Here is a 17,168-nt window from a genome sequence, read left to right as displayed (position 1 = left end):
TCGGCGAGCGCGCTCCTCGGGGGTGGGGTCGGGTGGCGGGGTGGTGCGGTGTGACGGGTCGTGACCGTCCGGCGCGGTGCGGGTGCGGGAGGGGTCACGACTGCCCGCTCGGGTTCGGCGGTCGGTCACGTCGTGTCGTTCTCGGCGTGGTCGAGCGACGGATCGTGACCGTCCGGCGCGGTTCGCACGGGGTGTCGTGACCGACCGGCAGCGGGTGTGGGCGGGTCGGGCTGACGGGCTTGGTCGCGGACCGTGTCGGGTCGTGACCGTCCGGTGCGGTGTGGGTGCGGGAGGGGTCACGACTGCCCGCTCGGGTTCGGCGGTCGGTCACGTCGTGTCGTTCTCGGCGTGGTCGAGCGACGGGTCGTGACCGTCGGCGCGGTTCGCGCGGTTCGCGCGGGTGTCGTGACCGACCGGCAGCGGGTGTGGGCGGGTCGGGCGTGGTCGCGGTTGGCTGCGAAACGTGTCGGGTCGTGACGCTGGCGTGCGGCATGTCGTGCGACCGCGGCCCCCGCGTCCCCGACACCCGACTCTCGCGCCCCCGGCACCCGGCCCCCGCGGCCCCGCGACCCCCGGCTCCCGCGCTCCCGGGGCGCGCCGCGTTGCGCGAGTGAGCGCTCACGTGCCAGGATGTGAGCGCTCACGCGAGACGACGACGTCTGGGAGGACGACATGGGTGACGACGCCGCACGGCAGGTCGCGGACGGCCGCACCACCCTCGGGATCGAGCTCGGTTCGACCCGCATCAAGGCCGTCCTCGTCGACGAGGACCTCCGCCCGGTCGCGAGCGGCTCCCACGAGTGGGAGAACGCGTACGTCGACGGTCGCTGGACGTACTCCCTCGACGCCGTCGAGACCGGGGTCCGCGCCGCCTACGCCGACCTCGTCGCCGACGTCGAGCGGCAGTACGGCGTCCGCCCGACGAGCTTCCGCGCCGCCGGGGTGTCCGCGATGATGCACGGCTACCTCGCGTTCGACGCGGACGGCGAGTTGCTCGTACCCTTCCGGACGTGGCGGAACACCTCGACCGGCCCGGCCGCCGAGCGACTCAGCGCAGCACTCGACTTCAACGTCCCGCTCCGCTGGTCGATCGCACACCTGTACCAGGCGGTCCTCGACGACGAGCCGCACGTGGCCGACCTCGCCGGCATCACGACCCTCGCGGGCCACGTGCACCGCCGACTCACCGGCCGGGACGTCCTCGGGGTCGGCGACGCGAGCGGCCTCTTCCCGATCGACAGCACCCCGACGCCGAGCGCCCCCGGCGAGCCGGGCCGCCGCGACTACGACCAGGCGATGCTCGCGACCGCGCAGGGCCTCGTGGCCCACCGCGTGCCGGACCTCCGCGCCCTCCTGCCCGAGGTCCTCGTCGCCGGCGAGGACGCTGGCACCCTCACGCCCGAGGGCGCCGCTTGGCTCGACCCGACCGGCACGCTCGTCGCCGGCGTCCCGTTCTGCCCGCCGGAGGGCGACGCGGGCACGGGCATGGTCGCCACGAACGCGGTCGCACCGCGCACCGGCAACGTCAGCGTCGGCACGAGCATCTTCGCGATGGTCGTCCTCGAGCAGCCGCTGGCCACCGCGCACGAGGAACTCGACGTCGTCACGACCCCCGCCGGTGACGCCGTGGCGATGGTGCACTGCAACAACGGCGCGAGCGAGATCGCCGCCTGGGCGCGGGTGTTCGGCCGGTTCGCCGACGCCGCGAGCACCCGGACCGGCGGCACCACCGTCGACGTCGACGACGTGTACGCGGTCCTGCTCGACGAGGCCGCCGCCGCCGATGCGGACGCCGGCGGGCTGCTGTCCTTCAACTACCTCGCCGGAGAGCCGGTCACCCACGTCGAGGACGGCCGACCCCTGCTGCTCCGCACACCCGGCGCCCGGTTCACCCTGGGCAACCTCGTCCGCTCCGAGGTCCACGGTGCCTTCGCGACCCTCGCGATCGGCATGGACGTCCTGCACGGTGAGCACGTCCGGGTCGACCGGATGACGGCGCACGGTGGGCTCTTCCGCACGCCCGGCACGCCGCAGCGCCTCCTCGCGGCGGCGCTCCGGGTCCCCGTGGCCCTCGAGGAGACCGCGGGCGAGGGCGGGGCGTGGGGCATCGCGGTCCTCGCGGCCTACCTCGAGCACACCGACCAGGCGCTCGAGGACTTCCTCGCCGACACCGTCTTCCGCGGGGACGCCGTCCAGGTCGCCGAGCCGGAGCCGGACGACGTCACCGGCTTCCAGAGCTACCTCGACCGGTTCCGCGCGGCCCTGCCCGTGCAGGACGTGGCGGCATCGGCGACCCGCACCACCGCACCCACCGACCAGGCCGACCCGACCGACCAAGCCGAGCCGCGCCTCCAGGCCGACCCGACCGACGCGGCCGACCCGACCGGCGCGGCCGACCCGACCGACGCGGCCGACCCGATCGACGCGGCCGACCCGACCGACGCGGCCGACCCGACCGACGCGGCCGACCCGACCGACGCGGCCGACCCGACCGACCCCGCGAACGACGCACGCACCGAGAAGGAGCCGACCGCATGACGGACCAGACCACCGACGAGACGAGGGCCGCCGTCGCGGCGACCCGCGCCCGCGTCGCCGCCCTGCACGGCGAACTCGTCCGCTACGGCCTCGTCATCTGGACCGGCGGCAACGTCTCCGAGCGGGTGCCGGGCACGGACCTCTTCGTGATCAAGCCGAGCGGGGTGTCGAGCGACGAGCTCCGACCCGAGAACCAGGTGGTCTGCACGCTGGACGGCGTGCCGGCCGACGGCTGGGACAACGCGCACGGCCCGTCCTCCGACACCGCGGCGCACGCCTACGTCTACCGGAACATGCCCGAGGTCGGCGGTGTCGTGCACACCCACTCGACCTACGCGACGGCCTGGGCGGCCCGCGCCGAGGCGATCCCGTGCGTCATCACGGCGATGGCGGACGAGTTCGGCGGGCCGATCCCGGTCGGGCCGTTCGCGATCATCGGCGACGACTCGATCGGCCACGGCATCGTCGAGACGCTGAGCGGTCACCGCTCGCGCGCCGTCCTCATGCAGAACCACGGCGTGTTCACGATCGGGCGCGACGCGAAGGACGCCGTGAAGGCCGCGGTGATGTGCGAGGACGTCGCACGCACCGTGCACATCGCGAAGCAGGGCGGGGAGCTCGTCCCGATCGCCCAGGAGAACATCGATCGACTCTTCGATCGCTACCAGAACGTCTACGGACAGACCCCCGAAGGAGCACTCCAGTGACCCACGACACACCGACGCACGTCGTCGACCCCGCTGAGACACTGGCGGGCTACGAGGTCTGGTTCCTGACGGGGAGCCAGGGGCTGTACGGCGAGGAGACGCTGCGTCAGGTCGAGCAGCAGAGCAAGGCCGTCCACGAGACGCTGGCGCCGCACGTGCCGGTGAAGCTCGTGTGGAAGCCCGTCCTCAAGGACGCCGACGGCATCCGCCGGGCCCTCATCGAGGCGAGCGCCGACGACAAGGTCATCGGCGTCACGACCTGGATGCACACGTTCAGCCCCGCGAAGATGTGGATCGGCGGGCTCCAGGCACTCACGAAGCCGCTGCTGCACCTGCACACCCAGGCGAACGTCGCGCTGCCCTGGGGCGACATCGACTTCGACTTCATGAACCTCAACCAGGCCGCGCACGGCGACCGCGAGTTCGGCTACGCCCTCGCCCGCCTCGGCGTCCGCCACGCCACGGCGGTCGGGCACGTGTCCGACGAGCGGGTCGTCGCTCGCATCCAGAACTGGACCCGTGCCGCGGCGGGCGCCGCGGCCGTCCGCGAGCTCAAGCTCACCCGCTTCGGCGACAACATGCGCTACGTCGCCGTCACCGAGGGCGACAAGACCGAGGCGGAGATCGAGCTCGGCGTGCAGGTGAACACCTGGGCGGTGAACGAGCTGGCAGCGGCGGTGGACGCCGCAGCGGCGGACACGGCGGCGGTCGACGCGCTCGTGGCGACGTACGAGCGCGACTACGACGTGGACCCGTCGCTCCGCAGCGACGGCGGTGACCGCCACGCCGCGCTCCGCGACGGCGCCGCCATCGAACTCGGCCTCCGCGCCCTCCTCGCGCAGAACGGGTCCGCCGCGTTCACCACGAACTTCGAGGACCTCGGGACGCTCAAGCAGCTGCCCGGCCTCGCGGTCCAGCGCCTCATGGCCGACGGGTACGGCTTCGGCGCCGAGGGGGACTGGAAGACCGCCGTCCTCGTCCGCGCGATGAACGTCGCCGGCGCCGGGCTGCCCGGTGGCGCATCGCTGATGGAGGACTACACGTACGACCTCACCCCGGGTGCCGAGAAGATCCTCGGCGCGCACATGCTCGAGGTCTCGCCGACGCTCACCACCACGACGCCGACGCTCGAGATCCACCCGCTCGGGATCGGCGGCAAGGACGACCCGGTGCGCCTGGTCTTCACCGCCGACGCCGGCGAGGCCGTCGTGGTCGCGCTGTCCGACACCCGTGACGGCTTCCGCCTCACCGCGAACGTCGTCGACGTGGTCCCGCCGACGGCGGCGCTGCCCAACTTGCCGGTCGGCCGCGCGGTCTGGGAGCCGCGCCCCTCGTTCCCGGTCGCGGCCGAGGCCTGGCTCACTGCCGGCGCCGCCCACCACACCGTCATGACGACGGCTGTCGGCCTGCAGGTCGTCGAGGACTTCGCGACGATGGTCGGTACCGAGTTCCTCGTCATCGACGAGCACACCACGGCCCGCGGGTTCCGCGACGAGCTGCGCCTGCAGCAGACCTGGCACCGACTCGACCGGGGGTTCTAGGCTCGTGACCGTGACCGCGACGATGCGCACCAACTGGGCAGGGAACGTCACCTACGGGGCGACCGAACTGCTGACGCCGACCTCCGTCGACGAGGTCCAGCGCATCGTCGCGGCGACGCCGCGCCTGACGGCGCTCGGCTCGAAGCACTCCTTCAACCGGATCGCCGACACCGACGGGGCGCAGCTGACGCTCGCCGGGCTGCCGCCCGTGCTCGACGTCGACACCGACCGGCGGGTGGTCCGGGTCGCGGCCGGCATGACGCACGCACAGGTCGCGGCCGGCCTGGAGGCCCGTGGCTGGGCACTCGCGAACCTCGCGTCCCTGCCGCACATCTCCACGGCCGGGGCGGTCGCCACCGGTACGCACGGCTCCGGCGTCCGCAACCCGTCGCTCGCGCAGGCCGTGGTCGGCCTCGAGGTCGTCCGGGCGTCCGGGGACACGGCGCGGGTCGACGCCTCGACGCCGGACGGCGCCCTCGACGCACACCGCGTGGCACTCGGCGCGCTCGGCATCGTGACCACGGTGGAGCTCGCGATCGAGCCGTCGTTCGAGGTCGCCACCACGGTCCACCTCGACCTGCCGTGGGACGCCGTGCTGGGGCACTTCGACGCGGTGGTGTCGGACGCGTACTCGGTGTCGCTCTTCACGTCGTTCGACGACCGAGGAGCCCGTCAGGTGTGGGTCAAGCACCGCACGGACGAGCCCGCGCCGAAGGTCGACCTCGTCGCGCTCGGCGCCCGGCCGGCCGACGGCCCCGTGCACCCGGGCGAGAACGACACCGCGGGCGTCACCGAGCAGGGCGGGGTCCCCGGGCCCTGGTCCGAGCGGCTGCCGCACTTCCGGTCGTCGTTCACTCCCTCCACCGGTGCCGAGATCCAGGCCGAGTACCTGATCCCCGCGTCGCACGCGATCGCCGCGCTCGAGGCGCTGCGTCCCCTCGCATCCGTGTTCGCGCCCCTGCTCATCGCGGCCGAGGTCCGGACGGTCGCCGCCGACTCCGCCTGGCTCGCCCCGTCGTCCGAGCGGCAGTCGGTCGGCATCCACTTCACCTTCCGCCGCGAACCCGAGGCGGTCGAGGCGGCGGTGCACCGCATCGAGGAGACCCTGGCCCCCTTCGACCCGCGGCCGCACTGGGGCAAGGTGTCGGTGGCGACCGCCGAGCGACTGCACGAGGCGTACCCCCGCCTCGGCGACTTCGCGGCGCTCGCTCGTGACCTCGACCCGACCGGGCGCTTCCGGAACGCCTTCCTCGCGCGCATCCTGAGCTGAGGGCTCCGGCTCCCAGCGGCGGGTCGGCCCCGGTGTCGGGAGCGGGTTCGCGGGGCGGGGCGGCGGACGGAGTCGGGCGCTCACAGGGGTCTCGCACGGGTTCAGCGGCCGGCACACCGGGGCGATGCTGAGTGCTCACATGTGGGATCACAAAGGTTGGGTCATGGCGAACCTCAACCGCATCCTCGGGATGGCCTCGAAGGTCATCGACAAGCAGCTCCAGAAGCGCGGGCAGTCCGGGGCTGCCAGCGGCGGCTCGTCCGCGGGCGGGACCGACTGGCGCGACGTCGTCCGGACCGCGGCGGACAAGCTCACCGGGGACGACCGCACCCGGCAGGGTCAGCAGCCCCCTGCGCGGCAGACCCACCCGCAGCACGACCCGGGCCGGCCGGACGGCGGGTCTCCGGCGCAGCGCGGTCCGGTCGACGCCGACCGGGTGGCCATCGCGAAGTACGACTACCTGCTGCGCACCGCCCCGCCCGAGCGCCTCGAGCAGGTCCACCACGACGCGTTCGCCCGGCTCACCCCGGCGCAGCGTCAGGAGGTCCGCAACCGGCTGAACTCCGAGCTCCCGCCGAACGAGCACCTGCGTGACGACTCCGCGGCCGGGCTGGCGCGTGCGGCCACCCGTGGCGAGGTCGCTCGGCCCGGACTCCTCCGACGGGTCCTCGGCGGTCGCGGCGGGGCGTTCGCCGGCGGTGCCGCGGTCGGCGCCGGGGCGATGGCGATCGGTGGGCTCGGGGTCGCCGTCGCGGGTGCGGCGGTCATGAGTGCCGCGGCCGGGCCGGTGTTGGCGGAGGCCGTCGGCTCCGGGGTGGACTTCGAGGGGATCGCCGCGGGGTTCGGTGACCTCGGGCTGGCCGAGGGTGCCGAGGGGCTCGTGGGCGAGGGGGAGCAGCTGCTCGGCGGCTTCGGGGAGCAGGCCTCGGGGCTGGGCGAGCAGGCGAGCGGGCTGGGGGAGCAGGCGAGCGGGCTGGGGGAGCAGGTGTCCGGGCTCGGCGAGCAGGCGTCGAACCTGGGCGGCGACTTCCTCGGGGGGTTGTTCGACCGCTGACCGGCGAGCCGAGACCCGGCGCCGCTCTCCGCGCCGCGCTGCGCACCAGCAAGGGATCCGGATCGATGTGCGCGCATCGGGAATGCCCGGGCGTAGCACGACGATTGGACCGTTACGTCGTGCGACGTCCGCCGCGCGACGAGATTGGGCCGGGCGTGCCCCGCGGTGCCAGGATGGACGCCGCCGGTGCCCCGGGCGCCGTCCGCGACACGTCTGCCCCCGCAGTCGTCCGCCATCCCACACCCCACGAGGAGCACCACCGTCATGAGACGCCCCACGCGCCTGATCACCACCGCGGCGGTCGCCGTCGCAGCAGCACTCGCGCTCAGCGCGTGCTCGGGCGGCGGTTCGTCGGACGACGCCAGCGGCACCTCCAAGGGCGGCACGCTCAACATCCTGACGACGTCGACCGCGGTCCACCTCGACCCGGCGACGAGCCAGAACCTCAACATCACCACGCTCGGCCTCGTCCTCCGCCGACTGACCGCATGGGACGTCGAGCCCGGCAAGGTCGCGAAGGTCGTCCCGGACCTCGCCACGAACACCGGCGACTCGAGCGACGGCGGCAAGACGTGGACGTACCACCTCAAGGACGGGCTGAAGTTCCAGGACGGCACCCCGATCACCACGAAGGACATCAAGTGGGGGATCGAGCGCTCGTTCGCGCCGACGCTCACCGGTGGCCTGAGCTACCACAAGTCGCTCCTGGTCGGCGGCGACTCGTACAAGGGTCCGTTCGACGGCAAGACGCTCGACAGCATCGAGACGCCGGACGACAAGACCATCGTCTTCAAGCTCAACGCGGCCTACGGCGACTGGCCGTGGCTCGTGTCGATGCCCGCGTTCGCCCCGGTGCCGGACGGCAAGGGCACGAACACGGGCGAGTACGACGCGAAGCCCGTCGCGAGCGGCCCGTACCAGGTGCAGTCGAACACCCAGGGCTCGCAGATCACGCTCGTCCGCAACGAGTACTGGAGCGCGAAGACCGACTCGGTCCGCACCGCCGGCCCGTCGAAGGTCGTCTTCAAGGAGAGCCAGGACCCGTCGACCGTCACGCAGACCCTCATCGCCGACAACGGTGACGCGAAGGACTCCTTCGGCGCCACCTACCTCGGCGCGGCGGAACTGAACCAGGTGCGCTCGAACCCGTCGGCGCAGGACCGTCTCGCGACGTCGAAGGCCGGCCCGATCCAGTACATGGCGATCAACACCCAGAAGGGCAAGCTCGCCGACAAGCAGGTCCGTCAGGCCCTGCAGTACGCCGTCGACAAGAAGTCGTACCGGATCGCGGCGGGCGGTGCCCTCGCCGGCACCTACGCCTCGACGCTCATCACGCCCGGCATCGAGGGCCGAAAGGACTACGACCTCTACGAGACGTCCGCCTCGGGCGACGTCGACAAGGCGAAGTCGATGCTCGAGGCCGCCGGAGCGGAGGACCTCAAGCTGACCCTCCTCACCCAGAACGACTCGTCGTCGCTCGCCGAGTCCCAGGCCCTGCAGGCCGGGCTGAAGCGTGCCGGGATCACGGTCACCCTGAAGCCCGAGGACTCCGACTCGTTCTACACCGACGCCACCAACGGCAACGACTACGACCTGGTGCTGTTCAGCTGGCAGCCGGACTTCCCGAGCGCGAACGCGAACATCCAGCCGCTCTACGACTCCTCGCAGATCGGTGGCGGCGGCTACAACGTGTCGCACTACAAGAACGCGGAGGTCGACTCGCTCATCGAGCAGGCCACCGGGACGATCAACCGGTCCGACGCCGAGAAGCTCTGGGCCCAGGCCGACGAGAAGATCATGGAGGACGCGCCCGTCGTCCCCCTGATCTACGCGAAGCAGTCCTTCCTGGCCGGCTCGAACGTCGAGAACTTCCGCATCGCGGACTTCCCGGCGTACCCGAACTACCTCAAGGTCTCGCTCAAGCAGTGACCGAACCGCTGCTCGAGGTCGAGGGGCTCCACGTCGCGTTCGGCGACGCGGAGCCCGTCGTCCGTGACGTCTCGTTCTCGCTGACGCCCGGCCGGGTGCTCGCCCTCGTGGGGGAGTCCGGGTCGGGCAAGTCGGTGTCGGCCATGAGCCTGCTCGGCCTGCTCCCTCCCGAGGCCCGCGTCTCCGGGAGTGCCCGCTTCCGCGGCGAGCAACTGATCGGTGCGGACGCCGAGCGGCTCCGTGCGGTCCGCGGCGCCGGCATCGGCGTGGTGTTCCAGGAGCCGATGAACTCCTTCACGCCCGTCCTGACGATCGGCACCCAGATCGCCGAGGCGGTGCGGGCGCACCCCGCCGGTCTCGACCGCGCCGGCGTCTCGGCACGCATCGACGACCTGCTGCGGTCCGCGGGCCTGCGCGACCCGGAGCGGATCCGGAAGGCCTACCCGCACGAGCTCTCCGGCGGTCAGCTGCAGCGCGCCATGATCGCGATGTCGCTGGCAGGCGACCCGGTGGCGCTCATCGCGGACGAACCCACCACGGCGCTCGACGTCACCGTGCAGGCCGGCATCCTCGACCTGCTCCGGACGCTCGGCCGCGAGCGGTCCCTCGCCGTCCTGCTCATCACGCACGACATGGGCGTGGTCGCGGACGTCGCGGACGAGGTCCTCGTCATGCGCCGCGGTGACCCCGTCGAACGCGGGAGCGTCGCCGACGTGTTCGCGCACCCGCAGGCGGACTACACGCGCGAGCTCCTCGCCGCGGTTCCCGCCCTGGAGGCCCGCCCCGCGTCCGCCACGCCGGCTGCGGACCCCGAGACTCGGCCTGGACGACAGGACGCGGCCCCCGGGACCCGAGCCGTGTCGTCAGACGCGAGTCTCAGGCCGGCGGAAGCGAGTCTCGCCGAGACGAGTCGCGCCTCCCGTCCGCTGGTCGCGCAGCTGCGCGACGTCGCCGTGCGCTACGCGCGACGCGGCGACCCGACGGTCGCCGGCATCGACCTCGAACTGCACGCCGGCAGCACCCTCGGCCTCGTCGGGGAGTCCGGCTCCGGCAAGTCGACCATCGGTCGCGCCCTGGCCGGCCTCGTCCCGGTGGTCGCGGGCAGCGTCGAGGTGGACGGCAGCGACCTCCGGACCGCCCGGGGGAGGCGCCTGCGGGAGCTCCGGAGCCGCGTCGGCATCGTCTTCCAGGACCCGGCGTCCTCGCTCAACCCGAGGCAGACCATCGGGTGGAGCATCGCGGAGCCGCTCCTCGTGCACGACCCGCGGTCCGCCGAGGACCGACGCGCACGTGTCGAGGAACTCCTCCGCGCCGTGCAGCTCGACCCGTCGTGGGCCGAACGCTTCCCGCACCAGCTGTCCGGCGGTCAGCGGCAGCGCGTCGCGGTCGCCCGGGCGCTCGCGCTGCGCCCCGCGGTCCTGATCGCCGACGAACCGACGAGCGCGCTCGACGTGACGGTGCAGGCGGCCGTGCTCGAGCTGCTCGCCACGCTGCAGGACGAGTTCGGGTTCGGGATGCTGCTCGTCAGCCACGACCTCGCCGTCGTCCGCCAGCTCGCCGACGAGGTCGTCGTGCTCAACGACGGCCGCATCGTCGAGCGCGGCCGCACCGAGGCCGTGCTCGACGACCCGCAGCAGGACTACACGCGCATGCTCCTCGCGGCCGCGCCCGTCGCCGACCCCGTGCGACAGGCCGAACGGCGCGAGGCGTGGCGTGCGTGGGAAGGGGTGGCCTCGTGACCGCCAACGTCGTCGACCGTCCCGTCGCGGCGGCTGCCGGTCGGACCACCGGGTTCCGTGCCGTCGTCCGCCGCGTCCGGGAGGACCGCTGGGCCGTCGCCGCCGCCGTCGTCATCGCCGTGTTCGTGGTGGTCGCGATCGCGGCGCCGCTCATCGCGTCCGTCAGCGGACAGGACCCGTACAAGTACCACATCGACGCGCTCAACGACTTCGGAGCGCCCCGCGGTGCCCTCGGCGGCGTGAGCGGGACGCACTGGTTCGGCGTCGAACCGCTCACCGGCCGCGACCTCTTCGCGATCGTGACCTACGGCGCGCGGACCTCGCTCGGCATCGGGCTCGCCGCGACCGCACTGTCGATCGTCATCGGCGTGCTCGTCGGCGTGACCACCGGGTTCTTCGGCGGCTGGTACGACCGTGTGCTGTCCCGGATCGTCGACGTCATCTTCGGGTTCCCGTCGCTCGTGTTCATGATCGCCCTGACCGCGATCGTGCCGACGTCGTTCCCGAAGCCGGTTCTCGTCGTCCTCGTCATCGGGTTCTTCGGTTGGCCGAGCGTCGCGCGGGTCGTCCGCGGCCAGACGCTCTCGCTGGTGACCCGGAACTACGTCGTGGCCTCCACGGCCATGGGTGCCGGACGGTGGCACGTCATCCGGACGCAGCTGCTGCCGAACCTCGCCGCGACGATCACCGTCTACGCGACGATCTCGATCCCCTCGATGATCGGCGCCGAGGCCGCGCTCTCCTTCCTCGCCGTCGGCGTCACGCCGCCGACGCCGTCGTGGGGTCGCAGCATCGGCGACGCGGTCGGGTGGGTGCAGACCGACCCGATGTACCTCGTCTTCCCCGGCGCCGCGCTGTTCCTCATCACCCTCGCGTTCAACGTGCTCGGCGATGCGCTCCGCGACGCCCTCGACCCCCGTGGAGGTGCCCGGTGACCACCCTGCGCTTCATCGCGATCCGTGTCCTCGGCGCCGTCGTCGTGCTGCTCGTCGTCGCGGCGATCACCTACGCCCTGTTCGTGCTCCTGCCGACGAACCCCGCGCGGGCGATCTGCGACAAGCCCTGCACGCCGGACCGCCTCCGCGAGGTGCAGGCGTTCCTCGGCACCGACAAGCCCTGGTTCGCGCAGTTCGGCGCGTACCTCGCGGGCATCTTCACCGGCCGGACGTTCGGCAGCGGCGCCTCGGTGATCCACTGCGCCGCCCCGTGCTTCGGCTACTCGTTCCAGCTGCACGACAGCGTCACGAACCTCATCGTGTCGCGCCTGCCCGTGACGGCGTCGATCGCCGTCGGTGCCGCCCTGCTGTGGCTGGTCGCCGGAGTCGTCGGCGGCACGGTCTCGGCCCTCCGTCGCGGTACGTTCGTGGACCGTGCGGTCATGACCGTGGCCGTCGCCGGCGTCTCCTCGCCGTCGTACCTCGTCGGCCTCCTGGCGATCCTGCTGTTCGGCTTCGTGCTGGGGATCCTGCCGACGAGCGGCTACGTGGCGTTCACCGACGACCCGGTCGGCTGGTTCACGCACCTGATCCTGCCGTGGTGCGTCCTCGCCTTCATCAGCGCGGCGATCTACGCCCGGCTCACCCGGGGCGAGATGCTCGAGTCGATGTCGCAGGACTTCGTCAGGACCGCCCGCGCGAAGGGGCTGGCCGAACGCCAGGTCGTGGTGCGGCACGGGCTCCGCACGGCGATCCTGCCCGTTGTGACGCTGTTCGGGCTCGACCTCGGGTCGCTCCTCGGCGGCGCGGTCATCACCGAGAAGGTGTTCTCGATGCAGGGCCTCGGTGCGCTGCTCATCGACGCGGTGCACACGCTCGACCTGCAGGTGGTCGTCGGCTTCACGCTGTTCTCGGCGCTGCTCATCGTCGTCGCGAACGTGATCGTCGACGTCGTGTACGCGTTCGTGGACCCGCGGGTGCGGCGCCGGGCGTAGGGCGCTCAGCGCGGCGCTGGTGCGGTGCCGGGCGCTCAGCGCCCCGCTGGTGCGGTGCCGGGCGCTCAGCGCCCCGTGTCCTCCCCGGTCCGGAGCAGCATCGGCACGACCAGGCCGAGCGCGAGCCCGAGCAGGGCCACCGCCCCCGCGACCGCCAGCCAGACGCCACCGACCGGCCCGGCGTCGCCGAACAGGGCGACCACGACGAACGCGACCGCCTGCACGGCGACCTGCACGGCGACGAACCGGATCGCTGCGGGCAGCAGGGCCCGGAGCTGCACCCGGGCGGTGCGCGGCGTCCACGCCCAGAGCAGGCTCGTCGCGAGGACGAGGTGCGTCGCCAGGACGAGCACGGCGACGTCGGCCCGGTCGAGCCCGGCGATCGCGAGCTGCACGACCAACAGGGCGGCGAACGGCCCGCGGGGCAGGACCGCGGCGGCCACGGCCAGGAGGACCGCGACGACGAGCCAGCCGCTCGCCCCGACGACCACGACCGATCCGAGGATCCCCGTGACCAGGCCGAGCGCACCGATCGTCCACGCCGGGACCGCGCGGCCGATCGCGGGCGCGCCGGTCCGCTCGGCTCGGGGACGCAGGCTCACCCGGCCCGCCGCGGACGGCTGAGGAGCCGGAGCTGCACGGCCGGGGAGCTGCCGTCGTCGCGCTGCCAGCTGATGCGCTCGACACCGGTGGCGGTCATCTCGGCGAGCCGGTCCTCGCGTTCGAGTGCGAGCAACCGGAACGCGAGGCGCTCGTGTTTGCTGGCCCGGCGCAGGTCCGGGGTCGGGAGCACGTCCACTGCGACGACCCGGTGTCCGGTGGCCGCCCAGGTCGTCGCCATCGTCGCCGGCTGGTCGTCGAGGAACGTGGACAGGACGACCACGAGCGATGCGGCCGGCACGAGCGGCATCCGCGCGGGGCCGTCTGCGTCGCCGGTGGGCGTCACCGTGGCGATCGTCGACCGGAGCCGTTCGAGGTAACGCGTTCCGCCGCCCGGCTCGACCGATCGCGCGGCACCGCCCAGGGCACGGAAGCCGACCCGGTCCCCGGCTCCGATGTACGCGGTCGCCAGGGAGAGGGCGGCCTCGCGGGCGAGGTCGAGCGAGGTCGTCTCGTGCGCTCCGTGCCGGGCACCGCTCCACCGGGTGACGTCTGGGCCGAGGTCGTCACGTCCGTCGACGACGAGCACCACCAGTGTGTCCGCGGTGGCGAAAGTGCGCCGGACGTAGAGGTCCCCGGGGCGTTCGGCACGTCGTGCGGTGCGTCGCCAGTCGATCCTGCGGAGTCGGTCCCCGGGAGTGAAGGCGGCGACGTCCCGGAACTCGCCGCCGTCACCGGGACGAGCGGAGTCGTGCGCGCCGGAGATGCCGGTCACCCGGTGCGGCATCGGCAGGTGCTGCACCGGCAGGTGTGGTGGCGGGACCACCGCCGACGCCACCGGGCCGGCAGCTGGGGCGCTGAGCGCGGTGCCCCCCGGACCGAGGAGCGAGACGTGCGTGCGGAGGATCTCCTGCGGGCCGGAGTGGGTCACCGGTACGGTGCCGGAGAGCCGCGTGGCCGTCCGCGCGTCCACCACGACGACGTGGCGTCGGTCGCCCGCGACCCGGAACTCGACGGCGACCGCCTCGGCGGGGTCCGTCGCCGCGACCTCGGTCCGGTACCCGACCCCGCGGCCCGAGTCGGACGGCGCGAGCTCGGTCGTCGTCCGCACGGGCGCTCCGCCGCCGATCCCCAGCCCGGAACGGCGGCCACGTGCGCCGAAGCCGGCCGTCACGAGGGCGGGGAGCGCGACGACCGCGAGCTCCGGCCGCCCCGCGACGAGGCCGAGGCCGGCGAGGAACACCCCCGCGGCGAGCCCGAACACGAGGGCGGGGTTGCGGACCCAGACCGGCGTGGTGTCGGAGCCGGCCCCGGGCCGGGCGTGAGACGTGTCGGGGACGCTCACCGCGCCTCCAGGCCGGGAACGCCGGGAACGCCGGGAAGTCCGCGACCGCCGGACGCGGGCGAGCCACCGCGCCCGCCGCCCGCGCCCGACGCACCGCGACCGCCGGACGCGGGCGACCCACCGCGCCCGCCGCCCACGCCCACCACCGGCGGTCCCGCCACCTGCGCCACGATGCCCCGCACGATCTGCGCAGGGTCCACCCCGTTCGCCCACGCCTGCGGCGTCAACGAGACCCGGTGCGCGAGCACCGCCACCGCCGCGGTCTTGACGTCCTCCGGCGTGACGAAGTCGCGTCCGTCCATCACCGCCCGCGCCCGACCGACGAGCATGAGCGCCTGCGCGCCGCGCGGCGACGCGCCGACCTGGACGTCGCGGTGCGCCCGTGTCGCGCTCGCGAGGTCGACGCAGTACAGCGCGATGTCCTCGTCGACGTGCACGCCCTCGACGTTCGCCTGCATCCGCAGCAGGTCGGAGCCGTCGATGACCGCCGGGACCTCGGCGACCTCGTGCCGCCGGCCGACGCGGTTGAGGAGCACGCGCTGCTCGCTCTCGCGCGACGGGTACCCGACCGACAGCCGGACCATGAAGCGGTCGAGCTGGGCTTCCGGGAGCGCGTACGTGCCCTCGTACTCGATCGGGTTGGAGGTCGCGACGACGTGGAACGGGCGGGGGAGCGGGAAGCCCTCGCCCTCGACGGTGACCTGCCCCTCCGCCATCGCCTCGAGCAGCGCCGACTGCGTCTTCGGAGACGTGCGGTTGATCTCGTCGGCGAGGAACATCCCGGTGAAGACGGGGCCCGGTCGGAAGACGAACTCGGCGGTGGCCGGCGCGTAGACGAACGAGCCGGTGATGTCGGCGGGGAGCAGGTCGGGGGTGCACTGGAGTCGCCGGAAGTCGAGGCCGCAGGCGGCGGCGAGGCTCCGGGCCGCGAGGGTCTTGCCGAGCCCGGGGACGTCCTCGAACAGGACGTGGCCCCCGGCGAGGATGCTCGCGAAGGCCAGGGCGAGCGGCTCCCGCATCCCGACGACGACGGCACCGACGGTGTCGAGGACCTCCTGCGCCCGGGCGGCGACGTCGGTGACGGTCAGCGGGGGCAGGGCCTCGGGTGGTGTCGCGGTCACGGCTGCCTCTCGGTCGCGGTCGGGTCGGTGGGACAGCTGCTGGTCCGGACGCTCGGGTCGGTGGGACGGCTGGGGGTCCGGACACTCGAGTCGTCGCCGGTCTCGGCCGCGGCGCGTCCGGGGGGCCGGACGCTCGCGTCGTCGCCGGTCTCGGCCGCGGCGCGTCCGGGGGTCCGGCTGTCCGTGTCGTCGAGTGCTTCGACTGCCCCGAGGACGTTCGCGAACGTCGCGAGGTCGAGCTCGGGCCCCCGTTCACGCAGCAGGACCGTGACGACCGCGGCCGGCATGAGCGCTTCGGCCGCGTCCCGGTCGTGCGGCTCGTCGAGGTCGAGACGGTGCAGCGTCCGGAGTCGGTGCCGGGCGACCGCGCGGGCGCGGGCCAGCGCCCGCTCCGGCACACCGCCGCGCGACCGCAGCGCCCACGCGGTCTCGGACAGCTCCCGTCGGGCGCCGGGTGCGGACCGGACGGGAGGCACGGGCCAGGTCGCGGGGACACCGTCACGGATCGCGGTCCAGGTCAGGCCGACGGCGGCGACGACGCCGCCCACGGCGAGGGACTGCACGACGCCGACCCCGAAGAACCACACGACGGCCGCCGCGACCGCGGCGGACACGACCACGCCGACGGTGGCGCGGGGGTTCACGGCCGACCCGTCGGGACGGCGGCCCACTGCCGCTGCAGCGTCCGGAGCGCGGCACGCACCGCGTCGACGTCGGCGGCGGTGGCGGGGACGCCACCGAACCGCACCGCGAGGTAGCACCGGCGCAGGGTGCCGAGGGCGGTCTCGTCGACGTCGAGCTGCCGGAAGATCCGCGTGGTGAACTCCGTCGGGGTCTCCGCCGGCCCCCGACGGAAGCCGGCGTCGTCCGCGGACTCCTGCAGTCCGAGCCACGCCGCGGTGACGGCGTCCGAGGGGTCGCGGGGTTCGGCGAGCACCGCGAGCGCGCGGTCGATCCCGCGCCGGATCCGCTGCAGTCCGACCGCGGTGGAGGGCTCGGACAGCACGTCCGCTGCGAGCGTGCCGACGTCGATCGGGCCGAGGCGGTCGCGGCGGTTCCGGTTCCGGAGGAAGTGGAGCACCACGAGGACCGCGACGACGAGGACGACCAGCGCCAGGACGGGGAGGAGCCACGTGACGTCGACGTGCTGCGTTGCCTGTGCGCCGAACCGTTGCGGCTCGTCGGTGGCGGGCACCGACGCGGGCGGCTGCTCCGGGGCCACGGTGGCCACGCCGACGGCGGGGGACCACCGGGCACCCGTCAGGACCGGTCGCGCGCCGAGGCCCGCAGCGACGACGACGAGGGTGCCGAGGACGAAGGTGACGACCGGGACGACCGGGATGCCGCGGCGAGGCGGTCCGTCGTCGTTGGCCATGGCGTCACGCTACCCCGCG

General features: G+C 73.6%; 14 protein-coding genes. 9 read left to right on the top strand and 5 right to left on the bottom strand.

Annotated elements, in window-relative coordinates:
• The first annotated feature begins 672 nt into the window (after window positions 1-672).
• The 9 genes from MON03_RS12535 (at window position 673) to MON03_RS12495 (ending at window position 12,708) form a co-directional block, all read left to right on the top strand.
• Window positions 673-2,538: an FGGY-family carbohydrate kinase gene (locus MON03_RS12535; RefSeq protein WP_242088710.1), complete on the top strand. Its 1,866-nt coding sequence runs from the start codon at window positions 673-675 to the stop codon at window positions 2,536-2,538.
• Complete coding sequence (locus MON03_RS12530) at window positions 2,535-3,245, top strand: L-ribulose-5-phosphate 4-epimerase (RefSeq protein WP_175328127.1); 711 nt, start codon at window positions 2,535-2,537, stop codon at window positions 3,243-3,245. Before MON03_RS12535 ends, MON03_RS12530 begins: the two co-directional genes overlap by 4 nt.
• The gene (gene araA, locus MON03_RS12525) at window positions 3,242-4,786 is read left to right on the top strand and encodes an L-arabinose isomerase (RefSeq protein ID WP_242088709.1); all 1,545 of its coding nucleotides are present in this window, start codon (window positions 3,242-3,244) and stop codon (window positions 4,784-4,786) included. The genes MON03_RS12530 and araA overlap by 4 nt, the downstream gene beginning before the upstream one ends.
• Before the next feature lie 10 nt (window positions 4,787-4,796).
• Window positions 4,797-6,056 carry a D-arabinono-1,4-lactone oxidase gene (locus MON03_RS12520; protein WP_242088708.1) on the top strand — a complete coding sequence of 420 codons (1,260 nt, stop codon included), beginning with the start codon at window positions 4,797-4,799 and terminating at the stop codon, window positions 6,054-6,056.
• 163 nt (window positions 6,057-6,219) lie between these two features.
• On the top strand, window positions 6,220-7,110 hold the full coding sequence (locus tag MON03_RS12515) for a cation-transporting ATPase (RefSeq protein ID WP_242088706.1): 891 nt from the start codon (window positions 6,220-6,222) through the stop codon (window positions 7,108-7,110).
• A gap of 264 nt (window positions 7,111-7,374) precedes the next feature.
• Window positions 7,375-9,039 (top strand): ABC transporter substrate-binding protein, encoded by a 1,665-nt coding sequence (locus MON03_RS12510; protein ID WP_242088704.1) that lies wholly within the window; start codon window positions 7,375-7,377, stop codon window positions 9,037-9,039.
• Window positions 9,036-10,778 (top strand): dipeptide ABC transporter ATP-binding protein, encoded by a 1,743-nt coding sequence (locus MON03_RS12505; protein ID WP_242088702.1) that lies wholly within the window; start codon window positions 9,036-9,038, stop codon window positions 10,776-10,778. The genes MON03_RS12510 and MON03_RS12505 overlap by 4 nt, the downstream gene beginning before the upstream one ends.
• The gene (locus MON03_RS12500) at window positions 10,775-11,713 is read left to right on the top strand and encodes an ABC transporter permease (RefSeq protein WP_175328131.1); all 939 of its coding nucleotides are present in this window, start codon (window positions 10,775-10,777) and stop codon (window positions 11,711-11,713) included. The genes MON03_RS12505 and MON03_RS12500 overlap by 4 nt, the downstream gene beginning before the upstream one ends.
• Complete coding sequence (locus MON03_RS12495; protein ID WP_242088700.1) at window positions 11,710-12,708, top strand: ABC transporter permease; 999 nt, start codon at window positions 11,710-11,712, stop codon at window positions 12,706-12,708. Before MON03_RS12500 ends, MON03_RS12495 begins: the two co-directional genes overlap by 4 nt.
• Window positions 12,709-12,773: 65 nt before the next feature.
• On the opposite strand, the gene MON03_RS12490 is transcribed toward MON03_RS12495, so the two are convergent.
• Genes MON03_RS12490 through MON03_RS12470 form a run of 5 tightly spaced genes read right to left on the bottom strand, consistent with a single transcriptional unit; the run spans window position 12,774 to window position 17,149 of the window.
• Window positions 12,774-13,310: a hypothetical protein gene (locus MON03_RS12490; protein ID WP_242088698.1), complete on the bottom strand. Its 537-nt coding sequence runs from the start codon at window positions 13,308-13,310 to the stop codon at window positions 12,774-12,776.
• Complete coding sequence (locus MON03_RS12485) at window positions 13,307-14,653, bottom strand: DUF58 domain-containing protein (RefSeq protein ID WP_242088695.1); 1,347 nt, start codon at window positions 14,651-14,653, stop codon at window positions 13,307-13,309. The genes MON03_RS12490 and MON03_RS12485 overlap by 4 nt, the downstream gene beginning before the upstream one ends.
• Window positions 14,650-15,774 carry an AAA family ATPase gene (locus tag MON03_RS12480; protein WP_242088693.1) on the bottom strand — a complete coding sequence of 375 codons (1,125 nt, stop codon included), beginning with the start codon at window positions 15,772-15,774 and terminating at the stop codon, window positions 14,650-14,652. The genes MON03_RS12485 and MON03_RS12480 overlap by 4 nt, the downstream gene beginning before the upstream one ends.
• On the bottom strand, window positions 15,771-16,418 hold the full coding sequence (locus tag MON03_RS12475) for a hypothetical protein (RefSeq protein ID WP_242088691.1): 648 nt from the start codon (window positions 16,416-16,418) through the stop codon (window positions 15,771-15,773). Before MON03_RS12475 ends, MON03_RS12480 begins: the two co-directional genes overlap by 4 nt.
• On the bottom strand, window positions 16,415-17,149 hold the full coding sequence (locus tag MON03_RS12470; RefSeq protein WP_242088689.1) for a DUF4129 domain-containing protein: 735 nt from the start codon (window positions 17,147-17,149) through the stop codon (window positions 16,415-16,417). Before MON03_RS12470 ends, MON03_RS12475 begins: the two co-directional genes overlap by 4 nt.
• Window positions 17,150-17,168: the final 19 nt, after the last annotated feature.

It is taken from the genome of Curtobacterium sp. DN_7.5, from assembly GCF_022655355.1.
GTDB lineage: Bacteria > Actinomycetota > Actinomycetes > Actinomycetales > Microbacteriaceae > Curtobacterium > Curtobacterium luteum.
Note: the sequence above shows the minus strand (reverse complement) of the source record. Positions and strands in the feature narration are given on the sequence as shown.

What these genes read in the sequence shown, in the direction of transcription:
- MON03_RS12515 (WP_242088706.1), top strand. Translation starts at nt 6,220, where the DNA reads ATGGCGAACCTCAACCGCATCCTCGGGATGGCCTCGAAGGTCATCGAC.
- MON03_RS12530 (WP_175328127.1), top strand. Translation starts at nt 2,535, where the DNA reads ATGACGGACCAGACCACCGACGAGACGAGGGCCGCCGTCGCGGCGACC.
- MON03_RS12470 (WP_242088689.1), bottom strand. Translation starts at nt 17,149, where the DNA reads ATGGCCAACGACGACGGACCGCCTCGCCGCGGCATCCCGGTCGTCCCG.
- MON03_RS12510 (WP_242088704.1), top strand. Translation starts at nt 7,375, where the DNA reads ATGAGACGCCCCACGCGCCTGATCACCACCGCGGCGGTCGCCGTCGCA.
- MON03_RS12535 (WP_242088710.1), top strand. Translation starts at nt 673, where the DNA reads ATGGGTGACGACGCCGCACGGCAGGTCGCGGACGGCCGCACCACCCTC.